At 46.3% G+C, this 23,547-nt stretch carries 19 protein-coding genes and 1 riboswitch; of the genes, 8 read left to right on the forward strand and 11 right to left on the reverse strand.

All coding sequences use genetic code 11. The annotated features are described in order from the left end of the window. Nucleotides 1-93: 93 nt before the first annotated feature. Nucleotides 94-861: a MerR family transcriptional regulator gene (locus tag Q9R46_RS23520; protein WP_145415389.1), complete on the reverse strand. Its 768-nt coding sequence runs from the start codon at nt 859-861 to the stop codon at nt 94-96. Between the two features lie 362 nt (nt 862-1,223). Then, nucleotides 1,224-2,648 carry an aldehyde dehydrogenase family protein gene (locus Q9R46_RS23525; protein WP_311282003.1) on the reverse strand — a complete coding sequence of 475 codons (1,425 nt, stop codon included), beginning with the start codon at nt 2,646-2,648 and terminating at the stop codon, nt 1,224-1,226. A gap of 608 nt (nt 2,649-3,256) precedes the next feature. Here Q9R46_RS23525 and Q9R46_RS23530 point away from each other — a divergent pair. Continuing rightward, on the forward strand, nt 3,257-3,574 hold the full coding sequence (locus Q9R46_RS23530) for a transposase (protein ID WP_090921784.1): 318 nt from the start codon (nt 3,257-3,259) through the stop codon (nt 3,572-3,574). 11 nt (nt 3,575-3,585) lie between these two features. Then, nucleotides 3,586-4,449, forward strand: a complete 864-nt coding sequence (locus tag Q9R46_RS23535) for an IS3 family transposase (protein WP_311282004.1) — start codon at nt 3,586-3,588, stop codon at nt 4,447-4,449. A 510-nt stretch (nt 4,450-4,959) separates the two neighbouring features. Here Q9R46_RS23535 and Q9R46_RS23540 read toward each other — a convergent pair. Both Q9R46_RS23540 and Q9R46_RS23545 read right to left on the reverse strand, forming a co-directional pair. Next, nucleotides 4,960-5,982: a Gfo/Idh/MocA family protein gene (locus Q9R46_RS23540; RefSeq protein WP_090924332.1), complete on the reverse strand. Its 1,023-nt coding sequence runs from the start codon at nt 5,980-5,982 to the stop codon at nt 4,960-4,962. A 71-nt stretch (nt 5,983-6,053) separates the two neighbouring features. Then, nucleotides 6,054-6,830, reverse strand: a complete 777-nt coding sequence (locus Q9R46_RS23545; protein ID WP_311282005.1) for a sugar phosphate isomerase/epimerase family protein — start codon at nt 6,828-6,830, stop codon at nt 6,054-6,056. Nucleotides 6,831-7,035: 205 nt separating this feature from the next. On the opposite strand from Q9R46_RS23545, the gene Q9R46_RS23550 reads away from it, so the two are divergent. The 5 genes from Q9R46_RS23550 to Q9R46_RS23570 all read left to right on the forward strand — a co-directional run bounded on the left by Q9R46_RS23550 (nt 7,036) and on the right by Q9R46_RS23570 (nt 13,430). Continuing rightward, on the forward strand, nt 7,036-7,887 hold the full coding sequence (locus tag Q9R46_RS23550) for a helix-turn-helix domain-containing protein (RefSeq protein WP_186331824.1): 852 nt from the start codon (nt 7,036-7,038) through the stop codon (nt 7,885-7,887). A gap of 103 nt (nt 7,888-7,990) precedes the next feature. Then, nucleotides 7,991-8,689: a response regulator transcription factor gene (locus Q9R46_RS23555; RefSeq protein WP_311282006.1), complete on the forward strand. Its 699-nt coding sequence runs from the start codon at nt 7,991-7,993 to the stop codon at nt 8,687-8,689. A gap of 20 nt (nt 8,690-8,709) precedes the next feature. Continuing rightward, nucleotides 8,710-10,158, forward strand: coding sequence for a sensor histidine kinase (locus Q9R46_RS23560; protein ID WP_311282007.1), 1,449 nt, complete (start codon nt 8,710-8,712; stop codon nt 10,156-10,158). A gap of 104 nt (nt 10,159-10,262) precedes the next feature. Beyond that, nucleotides 10,263-11,021, forward strand: a complete 759-nt coding sequence (locus Q9R46_RS23565; protein ID WP_311282008.1) for an ABC transporter ATP-binding protein — start codon at nt 10,263-10,265, stop codon at nt 11,019-11,021. Between the two features lie 3 nt (nt 11,022-11,024). Next, complete coding sequence (locus Q9R46_RS23570; protein ID WP_311282009.1) at nt 11,025-13,430, forward strand: ABC transporter permease; 2,406 nt, start codon at nt 11,025-11,027, stop codon at nt 13,428-13,430. A gap of 136 nt (nt 13,431-13,566) precedes the next feature. Here Q9R46_RS23570 and mmuM read toward each other — a convergent pair whose 3' ends face one another. The 7 genes from mmuM to Q9R46_RS23605 form a co-directional block, all read right to left on the reverse strand. Continuing rightward, nucleotides 13,567-14,577 (reverse strand): homocysteine S-methyltransferase, encoded by a 1,011-nt coding sequence (gene mmuM, locus Q9R46_RS23575; RefSeq protein WP_397386412.1) that lies wholly within the window; start codon nt 14,575-14,577, stop codon nt 13,567-13,569. Between the two features lie 62 nt (nt 14,578-14,639). Then, on the reverse strand, nt 14,640-16,034 hold the full coding sequence (gene mmuP / locus Q9R46_RS23580) for an S-methylmethionine permease (RefSeq protein WP_311282011.1): 1,395 nt from the start codon (nt 16,032-16,034) through the stop codon (nt 14,640-14,642). Nucleotides 16,035-16,125: 91 nt separating this feature from the next. Further along, a riboswitch (SAM riboswitch) is annotated at nt 16,126-16,227 on the reverse strand. A gap of 140 nt (nt 16,228-16,367) precedes the next feature. Beyond that, entirely contained in the window at nt 16,368-17,570 is a 1,203-nt protein-coding gene (locus Q9R46_RS23585) for a Ger(x)C family spore germination protein (protein WP_311282012.1), read from the reverse strand. Further along, nucleotides 17,567-18,667 (reverse strand): GerAB/ArcD/ProY family transporter, encoded by a 1,101-nt coding sequence (locus tag Q9R46_RS23590; protein ID WP_311282013.1) that lies wholly within the window; start codon nt 18,665-18,667, stop codon nt 17,567-17,569. The genes Q9R46_RS23585 and Q9R46_RS23590 overlap by 4 nt, the downstream gene beginning before the upstream one ends. A gap of 92 nt (nt 18,668-18,759) precedes the next feature. Further along, nucleotides 18,760-20,472, reverse strand: a complete 1,713-nt coding sequence (locus Q9R46_RS23595) for a spore germination protein (protein ID WP_311282014.1) — start codon at nt 20,470-20,472, stop codon at nt 18,760-18,762. A 231-nt stretch (nt 20,473-20,703) separates the two neighbouring features. After that, nucleotides 20,704-21,624: a methyl-accepting chemotaxis protein gene (locus Q9R46_RS23600; protein ID WP_311282015.1), complete on the reverse strand. Its 921-nt coding sequence runs from the start codon at nt 21,622-21,624 to the stop codon at nt 20,704-20,706. Between the two features lie 299 nt (nt 21,625-21,923). Next, nucleotides 21,924-22,367, reverse strand: coding sequence for a VOC family protein (locus tag Q9R46_RS23605; protein WP_311282016.1), 444 nt, complete (start codon nt 22,365-22,367; stop codon nt 21,924-21,926). A gap of 97 nt (nt 22,368-22,464) precedes the next feature. On the opposite strand from Q9R46_RS23605, the gene Q9R46_RS23610 reads away from it, so the two are divergent. Further along, nucleotides 22,465-23,511 (forward strand): helix-turn-helix transcriptional regulator, encoded by a 1,047-nt coding sequence (locus Q9R46_RS23610; protein WP_311282017.1) that lies wholly within the window; start codon nt 22,465-22,467, stop codon nt 23,509-23,511. The last annotated feature ends 36 nt before the right edge of the window (nt 23,512-23,547 follow it).

Below are 23,547 nucleotides of genomic sequence, written 5' to 3' on the forward strand. Positions count from 1 at the left end.
CCGGAGGTCTGCGCTTTTTGTTGCTATGTTCTTACGAATGCTCTTACCAATGTTCTTACCAATCATCTTGCCCGCCCATGTTACTTTATGCACTCAGGATAGATCTTGTGCCGCTTTAATGATCATTCCCTCTCGCAAAAACTCTGCCAGTCTTGGATGATAACCATCATACATTTTACGAAAATCGCGGTGCTCGACGTACAGATTGGCCAAATCCCGATAAATCTCAGCCGTAGGTGTGTAATATCCTTTGATCCATTCAAGATGTCTTCCAATAATTTGCTGCACAGCCGGACTTCCCGGATCAAGTCCAAGCTCCAGCGCCTGTTTCAAATCCAGATGAACCTGATCGATTTGGGTCTGTGAGTCCAAAAAATCCTCTTTGGATTTCAACTCGATCTTCTCCGTTTTCGAGTCACGTGACGGGAGGGTCTCAGGCAAGTGCTGTGTTTGACCTGCTTCTGGCAATCTGGCATGACGCGTATTATGCGCGAAGCCACGGTACAGGTCGTGCCCCTCCATCGTTTCTTCCCCCTGCAAATAAGAAACCGTTCGATCCAGTGTTTGGATCAAACCGTGCAAGCGAAGTGCTTCCTCCAAAATTCGGATACGATGTTGCCGCATGACACGGATGATTTCCACCGGTTCTTCCTTGAGCATAGAACCGATCTCTTCCTCCGCTATCCCTGCTTCCTTGCAGAACAAAATCTGTTGCAATGTCAGCAATTCTTTTTTTTCATAATAGATATCCTCATCCAGTCCGCGAAAAGCAGGGGACAGCAGCCCCAACTCCGCATAATAGCTCAACTCACTCAGGCTCACACCTGACATACCCGATACCTCGGTCATAGAATACGCCATATGAGTTCACCTCCTACCTGTTATGCGTTCTCTGTGTGTTCACCCGCCGTATTGCTTACGATATATTTAAAAGATACAAAAGAATTGAAAACGCTGTTGAAAATGCATGCATCCATGTCCTATGAAATTCAACGATTTCAGACAGTTGCTTGCAGGATGTTACCTATTTTATACCCTTCTCACCCAATGTGAACCTATAGTCAGCGCAGAAAAATGATCGTTTTTTTGATGCCACTTCAAGCGGATGTCGATCGTTTGTGAAATAGAATTACAAGCAAAAATCCTGCACCCACGAGATGGATACAGGATCTTCGAAAATATCATATGATCGCTTTATTGCAAAGCAAAAGCGATGAACTCACTTAATTTTTGTTAAACATGACAAACTTCAATTCCGTCATTTCTTCCGTTGCATATTTCACACCTTCGCGCCCGATGCCGCTTTGCTTCACACCGCCATACGGCATATGATCTACCCGGAATGTCGGGATATCATTAATCATTACGCCGCCCGCTTCAATGTCGTCCACAGCTCGGAGTGCCGTTTGAATGTCATTGGTGAATACTCCTGCTTGGAGTCCATACATAGAGTTGTTAACATGCTGAATGCCTTCTTCTACGGAATCAACCGTGTTAATCACAACAATCGGTGCAAACACTTCCTGACAAGAAACCTTTGCATCGCGTGGCACATTCGCAAGCACGGTTGGACGCAATATGCCTCCTTCAGCCTCACCACCTGCGACCACGGTTGCCCCTGCCTGTTTCGCTTCTTCAATCCAGTCCAGAGTACGTTGCACATCCTTAGATGTAATGAGTGCTGATACAACCGTATCCTCGCTCAGCGGATCACCAATCACAACCTGTTCAGCAGCTTCGGCAAAGCGCTTAATAAATGGCTCGGCGATCGACTGATGCACATAGATACGCTGTAATGAAATGCAGACCTGGCCCTGATATGTGAAAGCTCCCGTCACGCTACGCGGAATCACCTTGTCCAGATCAACATCCTTGTCTATAATGACAGCTGCATTGGAGCCCAGCTCTAGCGTAACCCGTTTCAGTCCAGCGTTGCTACGGATGTTTGTTCCTACGGCCGGGCTACCTGTAAAGGTAAGATAAGCTACATCCGGATGGCTCACAAGTACATCGCCAATTGTTTTACCATCACCGCTCACCACATTCAGTGCTCCGTCAGGCAATCCCGCCTCTTGGAGCAGGTTTGCGATGTAATAGGCAGACAGCGGAGTCTGCTCCGCAGGCTTAAGCACGATGGTATTTCCAGCTGCCAGTGCGGGTCCAACTTTGTGCGCAACGAGATTCATCGGAAAATTGAAAGGTGTAATGGCCCCAATCACCCCGAGCGGCTGCCGCATCGTATAGCCAATGCGGCCTTCGCCGCCTTTTGCCGCATCCATCGGAACGGTCTCTCCGGTCAACCGTTTTGCCTCTTCGGCAGCAAACCGATAGGTCTCGATTGTACGATCAATCTCGCCTCTTGCCGCCGTGATCGGCTTTGCCGCCTCTAATGCAACGATGCGGGCCGCCTCCTCTTTGCGTTCCTCCAGCATGGCGGACAGCTTGTACAGCAAGTCTGCACGCTGATGTGCAGGCATCTGGCGCATCGCTTTACGTGCCTTCACGGCCGCCGCAATGGCGGCTTCGGTCTCCTCCGCCGAGGCCGAAGCCACTTCTGCCAGCGTTTCTCCGGAATACGGCGCCTGAAGTGTTGTATATTTTACCGATTCGGTATGTTTACCGCCGATAAACAGATGTTGTTTTTTCATAAACGCATCCTCCGTTCATTCGATTCCTCACATGCTCCATATTTCTCTTCATAAGCATCTATGGATGCTCATTACCCACGAGTAACAATTACTTACCTTACATAACTCTACTCTAGTTATACACCATTTCGTCCTCTTCCACCCAGTTGGCGAAACGATAAAAGTGAATTGGAACGGATCGTTGGTGAAAATGTGGTTAAGCCCCGCTACCGGGTGTTGCTTTATCGTGACTAGGTACTGCTACTGACTGCCGTTGCTCTGGGCATCCTTACTGAGTCCTGTCACTGGTTGCTGTTATTTTGGTGCTTCGTTACTGCGCACTGTGACCAGTGCTGTTTCTATGGCACCATTGCCACTAGTAAACCTAGTACATATCACGTACACACACATGTTACTTTGTGCAAAAGAACATACTTCACAGTATGCAGCAGTCTGTTGAACCACAGGGCTGGCATAGGACGATACTTCTCAGCTCTAACGATCACCAGGAACGTTATTTAGCGAGATTTGAGGCGAATGAAATTCTAACGATCACCATGGAACTAGAATAAAAAGTGGACACCCGTTAACGGACAGAAGGATAATAAGGCTAACGGAGGTGTGTCCATATGGGAGAACAACGGCAACGATACAATGAAGAATTCAAGAAACAAACGGTAAAATTTATCCAAGAACAAACCAAGACACTCGGAGACTTGGCAGAAGAACTCAACATTCCAAAAAGTACATTACACCAGTGGATGGGCAAGTATCGCGAACTTAAACATGAACCCGTAGCTAGCGTAGATCGAGTGAAAGAACTGGAAGCAGAGCTTAAAGAAATGCGCCGGTTACTTCAAGAGAAAGAACATACCCTTGCGGACACGCAAGAGGAACTGGCTATCGTAAAAAAAGCAGTGCACATCTTCAGCAAACCAAAGAACTAAGATTTCAGTTTGTGGAAAACCATCGCTCCCTGTTTTCTTTGGAGAAGATGTGCACCCTGTTACATGTGTCACGGAGCGGATATTACAAATGGCGGATGGATCGAACAAGTAAACAGCAGCACCGGAGAGCTGAGATCATGAAGCGTATTCGGTTTCATTTCTACGACCACCAGAAGCGGTGTGGAAGTCCGAAAATTACGTATGCGCTCCATCGGGAAGGATACAACATCTCTTCCCGTACCGTCAGTATATACATGCGTCAAATGAATCTTCGTTCCGTGCATAGTCCTCGGTATCGTGTCCAAACAACGGATTCTAACCATCATCATCCCATTGCACCCAATACGCTGAACCAGCAATTTCAAACGTCCAAACCGAACACCACATGGGTCACCGATATCACCTACATTCCCTGCCGAGGAGGCCGGCTATATCTCGCCAGTGTTCTGGATTTGTGTACGCGTGAAATTGTAGGCTGGCGTCTGTACAACCATATGGAAACGAGCCTGGTGCTCGATGCATTGAATGATGCTTACCGGGCCAAATGCCCCGCTCCAGGACTGCTCCATCACTCCGATCGTGGCTCGCAGTATACGTCAAAAGAATACGTGGAGCAACTGAAATCGTATGGTATGGAACTCAGTATGAGCCGCCGAGGAAACTGTTATGATAACGCATGTATCGAGTCTTGGCACAGTATTTTGAAAAAGGAACTCATTTACTGTAACCCTCGTTTTAAGAATCCAGAAGAGGCTTATACCGCCATTTACCAGTACATTGAGTTCTATTACAACCGCAAGCGAATGCATGGGGCGCTAGGTTATCTTTCCCCTGCTCGTTTTGCGAAGAAATTTACGGACAAATCCGTCGCGTAAGTGTCTACTTTCTTGACATAGGTCCACAGATAACGCTATTTCGCCTATTTTAGCCTCTTCTCAAATCTAACGATCACAGGAAACGCTATTTTCTCATTTCACCCTCAAATCTGCTCTTTTGGGGGCCTTTCTGAATAAATAACGTCGCTGGTGATCGTTACATTTTTCAGACCGCCAAAACGGTGCAAATAAGCTCATCTGGGATCGTTAGCGCAGTCCTGGTATTTTGGACATACGATGTCTCCCTAGATTACTCACAAAAAAGACATTCTCTAGTATAGGGTACTGGAGAATGTCTTTGGATTAAATTCATATCCCGTCTGCATCATATGTGAACATGAAATCAACTCGCGTAATGTGCTTAACAGTTGCACTCTAACTGAACCGATGACTCACATAAAAAGGACACCCACCAGCACACTGCGCTGGAGAATGTCCTCTAAATTTGATGATTGCTAACCAATAGCAATGTCTATCCTGAATATAGCCTATTACAGCCCATTAAGTCTGTTACAGCTTAACGATCTGACCTGTTTTCTCGGATTCAAACGCAGCCAGAATGACTTGCAGGGAACGCAAGCCCTCTTCACCCGAGATGGATGGAGGCGTCTTGGTTACGATGGATTCTACGAATGCATCGATTACGCCGCTTGGTACTTGTTTTTCATTGGTTGCCATCGCGCCAACTTTGTACGTTTCGACCGTACCATTGGTCAACTCGACGATAACCTCGTCACCTTCCACTGTACCGATCTTCATTACGCCATTTTCACACCACAGCACGGTGCTGTTGTCTCCGCCTCTGTATTGTGTCCAGCTGGCTACGAGTGTGCCGATTGCACCGCTCTTCATGCGTAACAAACATGTCGCATTGTCATCCACATCCGTGCCTTCTTTGTGCAGCGTGCTGATGAAACCAGCTACTTCGGATACTTCGTCGTTCAGCAAATAACGGATAAAGTCGGATTTGTGCACGCCAAGGTCACCCATCGCGCCCATAATGGCTTCTTCTTTGCGGAAAAACCAGCTACCTGCTCCATCTAAACTCCAGCCTTCCGGACCCGGGTGACCAAAAGCAGTACGGAAGGTCAGCACTTTGCCCAATCGGCCGGAATCCAGAATTTCTTTGGCTTTCACGTGAGGAGGCATCAAACGTTGGTTGTGACCTACCATCAGATATACGCCGTTTTTCTTAGCCGCCTCAATCATCTGCTCGCCTTCTTCAGTGGAAACCGCCATCGGTTTCTCAACCAGCACATGCTTGCCCGCATTAGCAGCGGCAATCGTCATCGGTGCATGCAGATAGTTCGGTGTGCATACGCTCACCGCTTCTACTGTTGTTTCGTTTGCAAGCAATTCCTCGTAACTGGAATATGCTTTACCGCCGTACATTTCAGCCATTTCCTGCGCACGCTCCACTACCGGATCAGCAAATGCGACAAGTTCTACGTTCTCATTGGCAGCGTACTCTGGAATATGTCTGCGCTGGGCGATGGCTCCACAGCCGAATACAGCAACTTTAATTTTACTCATGTACAAAAGTCTCCTTTGACAATTAGATTCATGTTTGACACGGTCAGATGTTATGTTGAGTCGTTTAACTCTTAAAACTGGTTCAGGTAGTTTTGTTTCAGCCAGTTGTGGCTGTTCTCCACGCTCTCAAGCGGAGGGTTCTGACATACGTCCTGTTCCACGATCAGCCACTCTACCCCTGCATTTGTTGCGCTTTCAATTACAGCTGGCAGATCCACTTCACCTTGTCCCAGCTCCAGTGTTTTCATCTGACCCTGCTCGTCTTTGCTGAAATCTTTCAAGTGAAGCAGCGGCAAACGACCCGCATATTTATTAATATACTCGATTGGATTTTGTCCAGCAAACTGTACCCAACATACGTCCATTTCCACTTGTACAGCTTCTGGAGTCGTTTGAGCGAACATCGCATCAAAAGCATTGGCATCCCCAACTTGGCCTTGGAATTCAAAGTCATGGTTGTGGTAACCAAAGATCAAACCTTGTTTCGCTGCTTCGGCTCCGTATTGTTGCAATTCATCGAAAAGTTTTGTCCAGCCTTCTGCATTGTCCGGGCGATCTTCCGGCATCAGATAAGGACAGATCATATATTGTGCACCAATGGTTTTCAGGTAATCGATTTGTTTTTGCAGGTCTTCGCGCATCGCATGAAGGGACACGTGGCTACTGAAACCTTTTAGACCTAGCTCATCTAGTAGCGCTTTCATTTCCTCTGCTGGAATGTCGCCATATCCGGCAAATTCAACCCCTTCGTATCCAAGGGCGGCCACTTTGCGCAGTGTACCACGAAAATCTGCTGCAGTTTCATCACGAAGTGTAAAAAGTTGCAAACCAATGTTCAATTTTTTCATGACAGATACTCCTCTGCTCTCAAATTTGCTTACATTGCTCTATCTGGTATCATCCTAACGCAAAACAGGCTAAAATGAACATATACAATATAGTCAGAACATGAACTATCTGATCAAATTTTATTTCCATCCTGGATTGTCCCATCATTTCAGCCGTTTAACTGCACTCGGACAGGATGATGAATCGGTGATACAACAGGATCGAATGATTGGGGGACGTACATCTGTGGACACATTGGACACATCCGTATTGATCTGTGACTACTCCTATCACTACAAGGCATTCACCCATAATATGAAAGGCGAGCTAGCCACCTATCTGTTCCGCTTGCAGACAGAAGGCTCGTGCAAAGTATATGTACAGGAAGAGGAATTCCGCATGACCAGCGGTGATTTGCTTTTATTAAAACCAGGAGACGATTATCGCCTCGTCGTAGATGAGCCACACAAGGAAGGGCGCTTGTCGAGTGGGGACTACTATCTTTTCTGTGAAGGCGACTGGATTGAAAAGTGGTGGAAACGCCAGCAACGTCCGACGGTAAGCCGTATTGGGCTGGATGACAAACTGATTAGCCTGTGGCGCAACATGCTGCTGGAGAAACGTCGCGGCCCGCTGGAGGAAAATGCCGAGCTGAAGGACGCTCTGCTGCGGGGGCTATGCCTGTACATTGACCGGGCGATTACGGAAAATATCCAGACCGACCGGGCCGTCTCCTCGGCACTTAAGCTGAAGCGTTTTATCGAAGAACATGCCACGGTTACGTTCAAATTGGAGGAAGCCGCCCGTTACGCCGGACTCAGTCTTTCGCGGGCCGTGCGTTTATTCAAGGAACACTATAATCAGACCATGATCCAATATGCTATCGAAATCCGACTGAATGCAGCACTGGAGCGTATGAAATACAGCGAGATGACACTAGAGCATATTGCGGAATCCTGCGGTTTTGCCAGCTACTCCTATTTCCATCGGGTGTTTCGGGCGCATTTTGGCGTGTCTCCAGCAGAGTACCAGAAATCCAGACAGCATGAACCGATCGATGATCTGGAGCATGTGTAAGTTAAACACTTTAATTCCAATCCATGCATTCGGCGATGCATCCTAAATCATTACTTATTTTCATAAACCTTCATTATAAAACTGGATGTACTGGAGTGATCCCATGAACTCGAAACGCAAAGTTCTCATTATTGAAGACGAACATGACATTTCCCGCATTTTACGCGATTTTCTGATGAAAAATGGATATGAGGCCGCCGTTGCTGCTACTGGAGAGGATGGACTTCAGATTATGGAGTTGCTCCGGCCGGACTATATTATTCTCGATATTATGCTGCCAGATCAGGACGGTATCGATGTATGCCGTGAAATTCGCAGGCGGAACAACATTCCCATTCTTATCCTAAGTGCCAGAGGAAGTGATACCGACAAGGTACTGGGGCTTGGATTTGGTGCAGACGACTATATGAGCAAACCTTTCTCCCTGAGCGAACTGCTCGCCAGAATCAATGCTCACTTCAGAAGATACGACAGTCTGAACACGGTACAGGATCACTCCCATCTGCTACGTTTTGCTAACCTGGAGATTGACAAGAAGGCTTATAAAGTTACCGTAAATGGTAATGAAGTCTCTCTATCGGCCAAAGAATTCCAACTGCTATATTATCTCGCCAGCAACAAAAATCAGGTCTTCTCCAAATCTCAATTACTTGATGCGATCTGGGGCTTCGACGCTTACGGAGATGAAAATACAGTAACGGTGTACATACGCAGACTGCGGGAAAAGATCGAACACGATGCCTCTCATCCAACCCTTCTAAAAACTGTCTGGGGAGTCGGATACAAGTTTAATCATGACTAAGCACGAATGGAGAAGCGTTCATGTCACTGCACAACTGGTCTACACGATGGCTGAAATTATCATTAGCAATCCTACTTCTAATTCTGCTATGTAGCCTTGGCTTATTCCTTCACCTGCTCACATCTCCTTCTTCCAGTGAGTCTGTACCGATGATTAATCAGGTGCGTCTGAAGGTTAACCCGATCCTGCTTGAACTGGAGCAAAATCATGATCGTCTTGCTAACCCTGTTGTTCAGGAGCAAATCCGCGCCACAGCGAGCAAAGAAAACATTCCTTTTTCCTATGTAGGATTGGATGGTCTAATCAAACTGTCCTCTGTATCATCATCCGAAGGATCATTAGTTAATCTGAGATCCTCATTGCATTATAATCTCGCAGATGTGTTACAGCTTGCGGATGGCAATGAATCACTGGACATTGCTTTTCCCGTTATGGGAAGCCCGGAGGGTCCTCAGATTGGAAATGTCATTTTCACCGTCCCCCAATCTCTGGTGTTTGCTCAGAAGAAATCTACTGTTCCCATATTCCTACTGGTTACAGTAATCATACTTTCCCTAATGCTCATGTTTCTTCTATACACCATCGTTCGCCGGATCAAGAGACAGATGTTAACCCCGGTCAACCAGCTGAAACATCACGCCGAATCGATTCTTAAAGGCAAATATGACGAGAAAATTCAATACCAACGCACGGACGAAATAGGCGACCTCTACGCTATGCTGGACTTGATGCGGATGGAACTTATGCATCTAAGCACACAGCGCATGAGGCAGGAAAAAGCCCAGAAAGAGCTCATCACCAATATCTCTCATGACCTGAAGACTCCCATTACAACGATAAAAGCGTACATAGATGCGATCTCCCAAGGGGTATGCGAAGATGAAGATACCCTCAAAGAATATTTGGATATTATGCAGATCCATACAGACAAAACAGCCCGGCTAGTAGAGGATTTGCTTGTTCACGCATTACATGAGCTTGGGCAGATCTCGGTTGAGCCACAAGAACGATACAGTCGTTCCGTCTTTGAAAATATGCTGAGACCCATTGCACATATCGTGCAATCCCACGGATTGACCTACGAACAGCCTAGCCCTATCCCTGACGTACTTATTCGGATTGACCCTGTACGCATGGAACAGGTCATCTCCAATCTGGTATCTAATGCACTTAAACATACTGCTCCCGGTGATTATATCCGCATTCATGCCGAGGTTCACTCGGGACAATTCAAGCTGACCATCACTGATTCGGGGCGAGGGATACTGGCTCAGGACATGCCATTTGTATTTGAACGATATTTTAGAGGTGGCTCTTCCTCTTCCCCCTACTCCACTCCAATTCAGGAAGGAACAGGACTTGGCCTCTCTATCTGCAAAAGCATCATTGAAGCGCATGGAGGGCAGATTCATTTTTCCAGCAAAAATGGCCAAGAAACTCTCTTTCAGTTCAGTCTGCCCTTATGTTGAGTTGTCTGTCCTAGGTTTGTAATACTTTATTTATATTTGGATAAGGGTTTCTCAATATCTTCCCTTTATGATGAACGATATACTGCAACGGGGAGTGAATCTGCTTGAACAAAACATCTATCATTCGTGCCCAAAACCTGTGTAAGACCTACCAGACCGGGAGTGAACAGTACCATGCGATTCGTAATGTTAATCTCAATATCTATGAAGGGGATTTCACTGTAATCATGGGCAATTCCGGTTCAGGCAAATCAACGCTGTTATATTTACTGAGCGGACTGGACCAAGTCACTGCTGGCGAGGTTTATTTTCAGGATCAACGTATTGATACCTATAGCGAACGAGAATTGTCAACATTTCGCACACGTCGAATCGGGTACATCTATCAAAGCATCAACCTGGTTCCCGACCTTTCTATTCAAGAAAATATCGCACTTCCCGGATACATCGCCAGAAACAAAAAAAGCGAGGTTCAAGCGCGGGCGAAACAACTTATGCGCGACATGGATATCCATGAACAACACAATCGCCTGCCCTCCCAGACCTCCGGGGGTCAGCAACAACGGGCTGCGATTGCCCGTGCACTCATCAATTCACCGGATATCCTGTTCGCTGACGAGCCTACCGGAAGTTTAAACTTCGAACATGGAAAAGCGGTGCTCGACATCCTGACAGATATGAACCGGGAAGGACAGTCCGTCGTGATGGTAACCCATGATATCCAAGCCGCATGCCGGGCTGATCGTCTGATCTTGATCCAGGATGGCAAAATCGGCGGTATGCTGGAATTCGATAAATATCACGAGCATCAGATTCCGGAGCGGGAGTCCATAGTCTTCGCTTTTGTATCGGGGAAGGAGTAATTTATGGTTGCCATCCTGAAGCTGAGTTTTTCTTATCTCACTCAAAATAAAATCCAAAACCTGTTTAATACCCTGCTTATTTTACTTTCCACCCTTCTGGTGTGCACTTCAGTCATCATTTTGGCGAACACAGGTCATCAGTTCAAGGAAATGCATAGCCGAACGAACGGATCGCATCAGCTGTTGACATTCGAAAAAGATCTAAATGATCCCCAGACGGTGTATGACTGGTGGGCCGCTCAGAACGGTGTTCAGGTCTCGCCTTTGCTTACTTACCGTACGTTGTCAGGCATGACCTTGGATAATGTGGATATTCCCAACATTTATCTGTACATGATGAACACCCCTCCTCCTCCATGGAATGTAGATCAACTCGTATTTGCAGCCGGTAAAGAAAGCTCGTCTCCCGCACAAGGAAATGTATGGATCCCTACTTCGATGGCCTACAGTTATAACATTACTGTCGGTGATGTCGTTCAATTCAGAACGGGACCTGCTACGCTAAGTCTCACCGTATCTGCGATTGTTGTAGATGTTCCTTACGGAGCACCGTTCAGCAATACGGCAAGAATCTGGATGAATCCTGGAGATTATCAACATGATTTCACCACACTTGCAGGTAAAGAACACCACATGATAGGCATACATTTTGATGATTACAGTACGAGCTCCAGCTACTGGGACCGTTATACAAGCGAAACAGGTTCTCCTTTTCTGGAAACCAAAATGGAATTCGAAAGTATCTCATCCTTCTATCTAATCATCAACCAGATCATCGGTTTCATTATGATATTCTTAGGGACCGTCATGATGATGATTTCACTCATTACGGTTGGCTTCACCATATCCGATGCCATACTAGCCAACTACAAAACGATAGGTATCCTCAAGTCGCTTGGACTGACCTCCCGAGCAACCATTGCTACCTACGTTATTCAATATGCCCTGTTGTCCATCATCGCCGTTCTTCCCGGGGAGGTACTTAGCGTATTCGTCTCCAAATTTATCATCAACATCTCCGTATCGTCCCTGCGGACTGACCAGGGTGATCTTGCCATTGAGGGCATTGGAGCTGCTATTGTTGTAGGGCTGCTGTTACTCGTCTTAGTTATTGCATTTGTCGTGTTATACGCCAGAAAATCTCGCATGATCCAGCCTGTTCAGGCCATTCGTTATGGTATGTCGGAGAGCGACAATGTACGCATGATGCGACGAATGAATTCACCGCTAGCACATATGGCTTCATTTGGAAAGTTGCCTATTTCTTGGGTTATCGGCGTACGCAGTTTGGTCAAAAATGGAAAAAGATCTGTCTTAATGATATTGCTGACGTCGGTGGCCGCTTCCGTCCTCGTCTTCGGATATACTGTTCTGACCAGTATTACCGGAATCAATCAGACGGCAGCCCAATGGGGGTATGACAATGCTAATATTGCCGCGGTGGTCGTAGACAAAACGACATTTCCAAAAGCAACACTTCAACGTGTACTGGAAGAAGATCACCGCATCAAAAATGTGGGCTGGCAAGGAAACCTTACCGGCGTTATTCCATCCGAAGTTTCGGCAAACCATACAACCCGTCCGTCGATCAGTCTTTATTTGGGTGTATTGGATGGGAGCTATAAGGACTCCGGATTCGAAACGTTAAGAGGAAATAACCCTGAACGCGAAAATGAAATTTCAATCGGAGTCAGTGTTGCCAAGATGTTAAACAAGGATTTGGGAGACCTTATCGATCTTTACGTTGAAGGAGAGAAGCGCACATTCATCATTTCGGGTATCTATCAAGCGATCGCAAACATGTCGGTATCCGGGAGAATCACCGTTCAGGCGGTTAAGAGCGTAAATCCAAGTTACAGTGACGTAGATGCTGCCTTTATTAATGTAATCGACCCATCACAAGCAGGGGCAATCGCAGCCCAACTGAATGAGCGGTTCAGAGACTCTGCTTCCATCGTCACGCAAAAAACACTGCTGGATTCCGTTTTCAAAGAAGCATTAAACATTCTTATATATCCCATGGCTCTGATTGGTCTACTGTTCATCATGGTTACCTTTATGATCATCTTCAGTACCTGCCGGATCAGCATTCGCAAAGAGAACAAGACGTATGGCATCTACAAATCAATAGGTATGACATCCGGCAGTATTCGTTCTTCCCTCACGTTTGGTGTCGCGTCGTTATCCCTGATCGGTTCAATGTTTGGCATTATTGCGGGCGTCTATCTTCTTCCCCGGTTACTTGAACAAGTTCTCTCGGGATATGGAATCGTACACCTTCCCTTGGTTCTGGATGGATGGGGCATCCTGCTATTCGCCTGTTTGAGTATATTGGCAGCAGCAATCGGATGCTGGCTGGCATCCCTGGAAATTCGCAAGGCATCACCACGTATGTTAGTTATTGAATAACCTAAAAGGAACCTAAAAAGAGCCCTTACCTATTTAGAAAAAGGTAAGGGCTCTTGGAGATTATATAAGTTTTTTATGTTTATATACATTCTATGTTCTTATTCAGGTTTGTTCTATAAAAATTTCGTGCTACTCACTAACGCCACTTCTTCGCCAGCTCACTAATCTGATACGGTGTTGTCCGGCAGCATCCACCAATAATCTGCGCACCAGCGGCAACCCATTGTTCCGATGCGTCCTTCATGCTTCCGCAGGAACCTTCGCCGCTCCATGTTTTGGTCTCGGCATCGTAGGTTTCACCTGAATTCGGGTACACGATGATCGGTTTATCGCTACCTTGGTGAAGAATACCAATGGCTTTCGTGACCACTTCCATCGGAGCGCAATTCAGGCCGATTGCCGCAATCTGCGGTTCAGAGCCAAAGGTCTGTACGCATACCTCAAGAGGTGTGCCCTCGCTAATGCTTGTCCCATCTTTTAACGAGAAAGAAAGCCATGCATGAGTATCGGGAAACTCCTTAAGTAATTCTACAAGAACCCGAGCCTCTTGTAGCGAAGGAATTGTCTCAAATGCCAGAATGTCAGCTCCCGCTTCAATCAGCGCAGCCATGCGAGGTCGGTGAAATGCAGCAAGTGTCTCATCCGATACGCCGTAATGTCCCACATATTCGGAACCATCCGCCAGATAGGCACCGTACGGGCCAACAGAACCAGCAACGACAGGTCGCGGACGACGTAGCTTGTCGCCACCAGTGTGCTCACCTGTACGATGTTCACGTTGCTCGTTCCCCGCGTTCTCGACATGTTCCGATGTCGCTACCGCAGGTTGTCCAGTTGAACCTTCTGCACCTGCTGTAGCTCTTTGCACTTCTGCCCATACCTCATCTCTCGCTTTGGCGGCCAGCTCTACTGTTTTGCGAATCAGATCCAGTGCAGCCTCTTCTCCAATGCCACGCTTGAGGAAGCCCTCCACTGTCGCCTGATAACTGGAGGTGATTGTGCAATCTGCCCCTGCACGGAAATAATCAGCATGCACGTTCACGATAACATCCGGGTTCTCCAGCAACACTCGTGCAGACCAGAGCGGATCATCCAGATCACAGCCATGCTGTTCAAGTTCCGTTGCCAGTGCACCATCCAGAATCATAATCGGATACTCGTCCAGAATACGTTGAACCACATTTATATCATTCGTTTGCTCTCGTTGAGTCATGAAGTCAGCCCTCTTTTCTTCTTCATACGATCCGTCCAATAATACACAATGTAACACAAAATAATGAATGGAATACCACAGTATAGAGCAATCCGCTGCGTCGGGTCAAAAGCGATACCGATACAGGATGCGAGGCACAATACAAATGAAACGATAGGTACGATTGGATATAATGGCGTTCGATAAACCAGGTCTTTCACGTCATGCCCTTCCCGCAGATACTGCCTACGGAACATATACTGAGATATACTGATGCTCATCCACACAGCTACCACAGCAAGACCTGAGATCGAAACAAGCGTAATATAGACGGTTCCCGGCGCAATGATGCTGGATAGTAACGCCAGCGCACCACCAGCCATACTAAGCACGAGTGCATTGAACGGTACACCGCGTTTGGTCAAACGGGCAAACCATGGAGAGATGGTCTTTTTATCCGCCAATGACCAGAGCATCCGCGATGAAGCATATAACCCCGAATTGGCTGCGGATAGAATTGCCGTTAAAATAACAAAGTTCATGATGTCGGCTGCATAAGGAACACCGATTCGCTCCATGACAGCAACGAACGGACTTTCCAGCACACTTGCATCTGACATCGGAAGCAATGCTGACAGAATAACGATCGTGCCAATAAAGAAAATAATCAAACGCCACAGCGTGGTATGAATGGCTTTCGGAATGGTTTTTTCCGGATTTTCCGTTTCGCCTGCGGCTATACCAATCAGTTCCGTGCCTGAGAAAGCAAAATTGACAGCCAGCATCGTCATCAGGATCGCAGTCGCTCCATACGGGAACCACCCAGACGCTGTAATGTTGGAAAAGAACGGAGCCGGTTCAGCATTTGCCATCGGAATAATACCAAACATAGCGGCGCCACCAAGAATAATAAAGATAACAATCGTCATCACTTTCACCAAGGAAAACCAAAATTCGGATTCGGCAAAAAGTTTTACCGTGAACGCATTAAACAGGAAGATCATCAGCGCGAACAGCGCACTCCAGATCCAGACGTTCACAGACGGAAACCAGCGCTGCATAAGCAGTCCCGCGGCTGTGAATTCCGATCCAAGCGCTACGGTCCAAGTCAGCCAGTACAGCCAAGCCACCGTGTAACCTGTTGCTGGTCCAATGTATTTAGCCGCATAACTATGGAATGCACCTGTCTCCGGCATATGCACAGATAGTTCGCCAAGACAGAGCATCACCAGATACACCACCAACGCACCGATCAGATAGGACAAAATCGTACCGAGCGGTCCCGCTTGTTGAATGGTATACCCTGAGCTAAGGAACAGTCCTGTTCCGATGACGCCGCCAAGAGAAAGCATGACCACATGCCTCGTTTGCATTTTTCGCTGAAATTGACCCTTTTCGTTACTGTTCTCCATATAACCTGCTCCCTGCTTCTTCATCCAGAACAAACAAAAAAGACCCACTCTTCCCCAAGAGTGCGCCGCAACTGACAAATAAAAACAAACGCTCCTATCTATCAGGCTTTCACCCGCTGGAATTAGCACAGTATCCTTCAGATCTGTTGCTGAGGTTTCTAAGGGCCAGTCCCTCCACCTCTCTGGATAAGAAAATGATTTTGTATAACTATATCGACTGTTGTCAAATGTGTCAACATTTAAATAAAGACTACGTGCGACCCAAGCATAGCTTTCAATCTCCTCGTTGCCAAAATTAATATATTAAGCATCTCGGCTGGGGAGTATAGTAAGCTACTCTGTCGAAGAGCCCGGATTCACAATGCTCGTTTTGATCTCATAGGTAATAGGTACGGTCGCAAACACTTCATCCCAGTTATCTTTTACCTTTTTCCAGATTTTTGGATAATGGATTCGGAGGCTGTCCCGAAAACCGGCAACGTCGGCTTTATAGGTATGCTGGAGTTTGTAGAGCATCTGATCAATCTGTTGATCTACGATTTTGGCAAAATCCTGCTCCAGTTCCTTTAGATAGGCTCCTTTTTCTTCTTTTTCAGGCGCGCGCCAATCCTCCATTAGCCAACCTTCTGACTCTGCCTTGACGTGGAATGAGATGTCTCCATGAACTACCTTCGGAATAATTTTTATAGTTTTTTTCTTGATCTCATAGAGAATCGTGAAGCCTTCCTTACTATATGTTTTGATAACCCCGCCTGCCTTTTCCTCAGGCTTAATCCAAGATAATGCTTCCAGGTCGGTTTGGCTAAGCTCCCCGATAAATTTCGTTGTTTTGGCTTTAAAGATGCTCCCCCCTGAAAATTTATCCTCGCCATATGCATTCAACACATTTTGAAGCAAAAAGCTGGAGCCAGACTGCATCTCTGCATCCAGTTTGGCAAGGGAAACAGGCTCCATAATCTTATTGGATATATACGAATTATTTGTAATACCCGTAAGATAGAAGGCTGGAATCCGGGAAGGATCTCTAGAAGTAAGCACATCCACCGCACGGTGATGGCTGATTAGTACAAGGCAATTGGGTCGAATATCGTTATCCCGTAGCACAAAATCAAGCAACTGTTGTAATCCGTACTTTTTGGCAACATCCTTGGAAATGACAATCACTTTCAAATGGTGACCAATCAATGGACGATCTCGGCGAAGGGCGAATTGACGAAAAATTTGAAGCATCGAATCCCCGCTAAGTTGTTCGTTGGAGTAGGATGATTTGCCAGAAGAAGGTGAACCGCCTTGATCACTCTGCTGGCTACTTGATTTTCCGGGGGCGATCTGTACCGTTGCAGTTACGTTGTTTTCTTTGGGGTAATGCCCTCCTTGGGCTGATATATTTTTCTCGAATTCAGTTTCATGACCAACATCAATGCCAAGAGCAACATATAGACTTAAATCCTCAATCTCCCGGCTACTCCAGCATCCCGAGATGAGGCTAAGAATCAGTAACGCACAGGTGATACGCAACCACCGAATAGGAATCATGCGTGTTTACCTCCCTTTTTTCGAATAATGCTAAGTAGCAGCAATACCAAAGGCATAATGGCAAACAAAACGACAGATGCATTACCCAGCATGTCTCCCAGTGCAAATGTTTCATAAATATTTTTCGGAATTGCGGCTGCCAAATAAATAAACGGCAGAAGACAGTACATAATGGTGCGCATCTTTTTAGCTTTAAACAGATCACGAATTCCCACAGAAGCGCAATAATGAGTGATGGCGAAGGTAGAGAAAATCTGCAAAATCCAGATGACCAGCAATAACGACTCGAAGCGTTCAAAGATTAGACCCTGAATCTCAAAACTTCGAACCAGATCGAGCGTTGGCCATGTTCTCGTTTTGATTCCATCCAGAGACAAGCTGCCCACGACCATTACGACTGTAATTAAATAGATGGCTGTGGATATCCCGATTCCCCAAGTCATGGCCTTATTGCTTTTCTTCGGATTTTGCATATATGCCGTAATGACCAGCATCACTTCATAACCTGTGTATGAGAGCAAGGAAGGCTTCAAACCTTTAACAACAGGCGTGATGCCCTCTCCGAGTACAGGTCTGAGATTACCAATCTCGAACAACTGATTACTAAGCAAAATTTCCATCACAAATATGACCAAAGTAATCGGCAAAATGATCTCAAACACACGCACGATGACTGGAAGTCCGCCGGAGATCAGATAGATTCCAATCCACATAAACACCATCACAATGGCCCAAGTAGGTGTACGCTCCAGCAGATACATTCCGGTAACCTCAGCCATCACCCGGATTTCGAAGGCGGCTATCACCATAAAATAAAGAATGTTGGCACAGCCGAGTATGTAAGCAAACCAGCTCCCCGTGATCTCCCGGGTGAATTGAAAAACGGTTTTATCCGGGAATCTTCGACACAAGGTCACCATTATAATACCAACCCCCGTAATGATAAGCCCTGAAAGGATGATCGAAATCCAAACGTCAGGTGTTCCAACCGCTTTGCCCGTTGTCCGGGGGAGTGTCAATATGCCTGCACCAAGCATATAATTGACGATAATGACGGCAGCTTGTGTCGTGCTTATTTTTACTTGGGAGTCATTCACTTTTTTTAGCACCTCCTGCCATCTGTGAAATGTACGCAATCATACTGAACTGCTCAGAACCTCTCTGCACGGAACTTCACTTCGAACAAACATTATTTCTTCCGATCTTCATCGGTCGGATTCATCATGTCAGGACGTCTTCTCATCATATTCAGCGGGGCACGAATGACAAAATCCTTCCAATCACTCAAGTGGTACGGAACCGCTGGTGCAATATAAGGCACCCCGAAGCTGGAGAGTCGGGCCAGATGTGTGCACATGAGCAGGAAGAACATGACCACACCGTACAACCCCATTACCGCAGCACTGAACATAGCGGCAAAACGGAGCAAACGGAGCGTCAATCCCGCACTATACACTGGGATGGTGAAGGACGAAATCGCTGTGACCGCCACGACAATGACCAGAAACTGGCTGATAATGCCTGCCTGTACTGCTGCCTGCCCGATGATCAGACCCCCAACGATTCCCATTGCAGGTCCGATCGGTTTGGGCAGACGAATGCCGGCTTCCCTTAGAATCTCAATGGAAAGCTCCATAATCAAAGCTTCGATAATCGAAGGAAAGGGCACACCCGAACGGGTTTCAATAATCGTCAGCACCAGTTTCGTTGGAATCAGACCTGGATGAAACGAAATGAAAGAGATATAAAGCGCCGGAGCTAGCAGGGCTAGCATAGCTGCCATAAAACGTAGAATTCGAAGGAATGTACTTGGAATCCAGCGTTCATAGTAGTCTTCTGGAGATTGGAGCAGCATGCTGAACGTAACCGGCACAACCAGAACAAACGGGGTTCCGTCCAGCAAAATAGCGACGCGCCCTTCCAATAAAGCACCGATTACGCGATCAGGCCTTTCCGTATTCAGAATCTGCTGAAAAGGGCTCAGGGCATCATCTTCGATCAGTTGTTCTACGTAACCGGACTCCAGCATCGCGTCCATATCAATACTTTTCACACGTTTCATAACCTCGGTTACGAGTTTAGGGTCGGCAATATCCTGAAAATAAGCAATAGCCAAGTCCTTTTTAATCCGGCTACCCACTTCAAGCTTTTCTATAAATAAACTCTGATCGCTTCCATAACGTCTTAAAATCCCCGTGTTATCACTAAGCTCCTCTGTAAAACCGATACGCGGTCCGCGTAGCAATCCTTCCGATAAGGGTTCATCCACCCCGCGCGTCTTCAATCTGGAAGTTCCGATTAGCATAGCTCCCGGCAGGCCATCCACTAACAAACCGTTTTTCCCCACCAATACACCCGATGCAAGTTCTTGAAGAGATTGTGTCTCCTGAATTTCACTTACGGGAAGAATTTGAGTTTTCAGATACGTGGACAGGAAGTCTTCTTGTTCAGGATGAAGGAAGCTTTCCTGTTTGAGCTCAGGTATACCCTCGATCATTAAAGGTTTGATTAAATATTGGTCGATCAGATCTGTATCCGTAAGCCCTTCGGTATACATAATCGCTGCTCTCGTGTTCGTTCCCCGAATGGTGAACTCTCGAATATGTACATCTGCATTTTTGCCAAACGTCTCTCGAACCGTAATCAGGTCTGTCGTGTGTATTCCAGTTAACTTAATGTTGGCATAGTGCCCCGTTTCCGTCCCTGGCCCGATGCCGGCTTCCGCTGGTGAAATGTCCTTCGGAGAAGAAGTCATTTTATTTTTGCGTGAGAAGCTCCCCCGCTTGATCGCCATATGGAACCAATTGGTCGTGAAATATAGAATAATCGGTACGATGAACACCATAAGTGCCTGTGCCCAGATGGTCCATTTCGGTACATAAGATAAAATCGTTGACCACACCCTCCATCCCTCCTTCCTTCTGGTAAAATCAAACCACAGGTATTCCCGGCTTATTGTGTCCTGTTTACCCATAAAAATTCCGTGATTTTGGCAGGAAATGCAATGGAACACTTTCTTGTCTGATGGTTAACGACCACGTTTGACTTACGGGGATTATGATGCAAACAGCAAAAAAACGACCCTGTCATGAGCACAGAATCGTTCTGGAATTCATACCATATTTATTTTCGCTTACACAATTCGGGTTACATGCTGTGCCTTATCATCCAGTAAATGAGCCGCGGCCGCGATCGTTTTGAAATCATTTAACGCAATCTCAATTCTTTCGTGACTCTGTTGCACGTAGTCCTCTACCTTTTTCGTACCATTTGTAATATTGGTAATCTCTTTGGTAATGCCGGTTACGCTGTCTCGAATCTCGTTAATTGAATTCTCCACCATGGCTGACAGCTTGCGTACTTCCTTCGCCACAATATCGAATCCTCGGCCGAACTCTCCTGCATGTGCAGCCTCAATCGCTGCATTTAGCGCGAGTAGTTGTGTCTGAGAAGAGATTTCACGAATGGTTCGCACCACTCCTTGAATGGAGCCAGCCTGTTCTTGCAGATGCGTTAGAGTAGACTGGTTAGCTGTAGATACTTCCGAGATGTAAGAAACGCTGGACATTAGTTCATGACTCCGACCAATTCCTGCATCCGCCTGCTCATTCAGCTCTTGAGATAATGCCTTCAATTCCTGAACGACGGTTGTAATGTTATTTTGTCGGTTCGTAATATCCGTAGCCATCTTGCAAACGCCAAGCACCTTCTGATTCGACGCATCAAACACGGGCATATATGTAGCTTCGAGCCATATCGATTGGCCTTTAGCATCCATACGCTCAATTTTGTCCTGAAAGCTGTTTCCAGCCAAAATACTTCTCCAGAACTCCTCATATGCCGGACTATCTGTAAATATTGCAAAGCATAATTGCCGATGCTGCATTCCATACATCTCTTCCTTGGTATACCCCATTCTTGAAGCAAATACATCGTTCACGTATGTAACCCTGCGGTTTAAGTCGAAGCGAATAATCGCCAAACTTTTCTCCATTGCCTTGACCACTAAATCGTCCGTCACCTGATCTTGCCGCCCAGTCTCCAATAAAGACATCCAAATCCCCCACAATCCGTCCCATAGTCAATAAAGTGTTGCATTTAATTACTTCATGCCGTTCATGATAGATGCATTCATGCGATGCGTTGACTCCTAGTAATGATACCCGAATTCGGGACTTTTGGATCACTAAATTGCACGAATCCCAAAAAATATTTTTGTGTGTACATACAACCTTCATACTCTGGGTCATAATTCACGATCTGTGGGGATATAGAGCAACATAAAAAGCAAGTTATGGGTATCATAACTTGCTTTTTTTTGGCGACTTTATTCTATATAAGTTGAAAAAAAACTTAGAAATCATGTACCGTTACACATAACTGAATGACAACGCCAAACGGATCACGGACGATCCCATATCCGGGGCTGAATTCATTCCGTTCGTAGGGCACAAGTACCTTCACACCCTCATGTTGTGCCAACACCTCGTACAGTCGATCCATTTGGCCTTGATCCTGGGATTGAATGCACAGCGATGTACTGTTCCCCAGTTCCCAGGGTCTCTCCGCATCAATTGCATCCTCTGCGATCATGATTTTGTTTGCTCCGATTTCCAGCACCGAATGTGTAATGTACTCATCCTGACCGGCAGGATATGTGAAACCGGGACTCATTTGCTTCATTTCTTTGTAGCTTTTTCGGAACAACACCTTTGCACCCAACGTTTTTTCGTAAAATGTAATGGCTTTAGCCGCTTCTCCGTTCATCGAGAGAAAGGGAATCACTTCCATATTCATTCTGTTTGCCTCCTCTATTCGTTTGCCTTACACTTATCACTATAACGAGTAAAGGTGCCAATAAACGGCACCATTGAGAGGAGGGAGTGGTGAACAGATGAAAAAGACTGAACGTTTACACCATATGCTTCGCTTCATCAATCAAAAACAATATTTCACCCTGACTGAATTGATGCAAGAGTTTCATATATCGAAACGCACCGCATTGCGAGACATTGCGTCCTTAGAAGAGATGGGCGCGCCCATCTATGTCGAATATGGACGTTATGGCGGCTACCGGCTGCTTCAGCAGATGCAGCTGCCTCCGATCTCTTTTAATACCGATGAGCTCCATGCCCTGTACTTCGCCATGCAGGCCCTTCGCAGCTTCACCAGCCTGCCTTTTCAGACGACATTTGACTCTGTGCACGAGAAATTTATGGCCGCATTATCCGATCGACAACGAGAGAATATTCATCACATGCAACAACGTGTCACCTTTAAACATACCGAACAGATCAAAGACAGTGTTCATCTGGAGCTTCTATTGAAGGCCGCGGTACAGCAAATGGTTATTCAGATCGAGTATCCTGAAAAAATCAGGAGCGCGACGGAGCGGAATAAAGTCACCGTTTCGTTTAAGAACAAGGAGCCTACGAAAGAGAATCTGGAAGTTACTCCTGATCCGTCAGAAGCCGTTTCCAAAACAAAAACCAGCACCCGTGTTATACAGCCCATTGCGCTATATGCCAGTAAAGGGTACTGGTACTGCCAGGCGTACGATCTGGAGAAAAAAGCGTATCGTGTATTTCGCTGTGATCGAATCATTTCGGCTGTGCTGACGGATATGGAACCTGTCAATCAACTTGCTGAAATACATAGTGAACATCTCCAATCCCTATGGAAACCTTCCGAACAAGCTATCTCGTTTCAATGTAAGATCAGCGATTTGGGCATGGAGCAATTTCAACAAAATCACTACCCATCCATGCGCCTTGAAGAACATGACGGATTCTATCTGCTCGTCGGAACCTATGAACCTCATGAACTGGAGTTCATTGTGAGCTACCTTGCAGGTTACGGTACTTCCATTAGAATTGTTGAGCCTGAGATGTTGAAGGAATCGTTGAGACAATATTATTTGAATTTGCTGGAGTGTATTTAATGCTAATAAAAAAATACCCGGCTTGGGCGCATACCG

The organism is Paenibacillus sp. RRE4 (genome assembly GCF_031844205.1).
GTDB classification, from domain to species: domain Bacteria; phylum Bacillota; class Bacilli; order Paenibacillales; family Paenibacillaceae; genus Paenibacillus; species Paenibacillus xylanexedens_B.

What these genes read in the sequence shown, in the direction of transcription:
- Q9R46_RS23520 (WP_145415389.1), bottom strand. Translation starts at nt 861, where the DNA reads ATGGCGTATTCTATGACCGAGGTATCGGGTATGTCAGGTGTGAGCCTG.
- Q9R46_RS23525 (WP_311282003.1), bottom strand. Translation starts at nt 2,648, where the DNA reads ATGAAAAAACAACATCTGTTTATCGGCGGTAAACATACCGAATCGGTA.
- Q9R46_RS23530 (WP_090921784.1), top strand. Translation starts at nt 3,257, where the DNA reads ATGGGAGAACAACGGCAACGATACAATGAAGAATTCAAGAAACAAACG.
- Q9R46_RS23540 (WP_090924332.1), bottom strand. Translation starts at nt 5,982, where the DNA reads ATGAGTAAAATTAAAGTTGCTGTATTCGGCTGTGGAGCCATCGCCCAG.
- Q9R46_RS23545 (WP_311282005.1), bottom strand. Translation starts at nt 6,830, where the DNA reads ATGAAAAAATTGAACATTGGTTTGCAACTTTTTACACTTCGTGATGAA.
- Q9R46_RS23550 (WP_186331824.1), top strand. Translation starts at nt 7,036, where the DNA reads ATGATTGGGGGACGTACATCTGTGGACACATTGGACACATCCGTATTG.
- Q9R46_RS23555 (WP_311282006.1), top strand. Translation starts at nt 7,991, where the DNA reads ATGAACTCGAAACGCAAAGTTCTCATTATTGAAGACGAACATGACATT.
- Q9R46_RS23560 (WP_311282007.1), top strand. Translation starts at nt 8,710, where the DNA reads ATGTCACTGCACAACTGGTCTACACGATGGCTGAAATTATCATTAGCA.
- Q9R46_RS23570 (WP_311282009.1), top strand. Translation starts at nt 11,025, where the DNA reads ATGGTTGCCATCCTGAAGCTGAGTTTTTCTTATCTCACTCAAAATAAA.
- mmuM (WP_397386412.1), bottom strand. Translation starts at nt 14,577, where the DNA reads ATGATTCTGGATGGTGCACTGGCAACGGAACTTGAACAGCATGGCTGT.
- mmuP (WP_311282011.1), bottom strand. Translation starts at nt 16,034, where the DNA reads ATGGAGAACAGTAACGAAAAGGGTCAATTTCAGCGAAAAATGCAAACG.
- Q9R46_RS23585 (WP_311282012.1), bottom strand. Translation starts at nt 17,570, where the DNA reads ATGATTCCTATTCGGTGGTTGCGTATCACCTGTGCGTTACTGATTCTT.
- Q9R46_RS23600 (WP_311282015.1), bottom strand. Translation starts at nt 21,624, where the DNA reads ATGTCTTTATTGGAGACTGGGCGGCAAGATCAGGTGACGGACGATTTA.
- Q9R46_RS23605 (WP_311282016.1), bottom strand. Translation starts at nt 22,367, where the DNA reads ATGAATATGGAAGTGATTCCCTTTCTCTCGATGAACGGAGAAGCGGCT.
- Q9R46_RS23610 (WP_311282017.1), top strand. Translation starts at nt 22,465, where the DNA reads ATGAAAAAGACTGAACGTTTACACCATATGCTTCGCTTCATCAATCAA.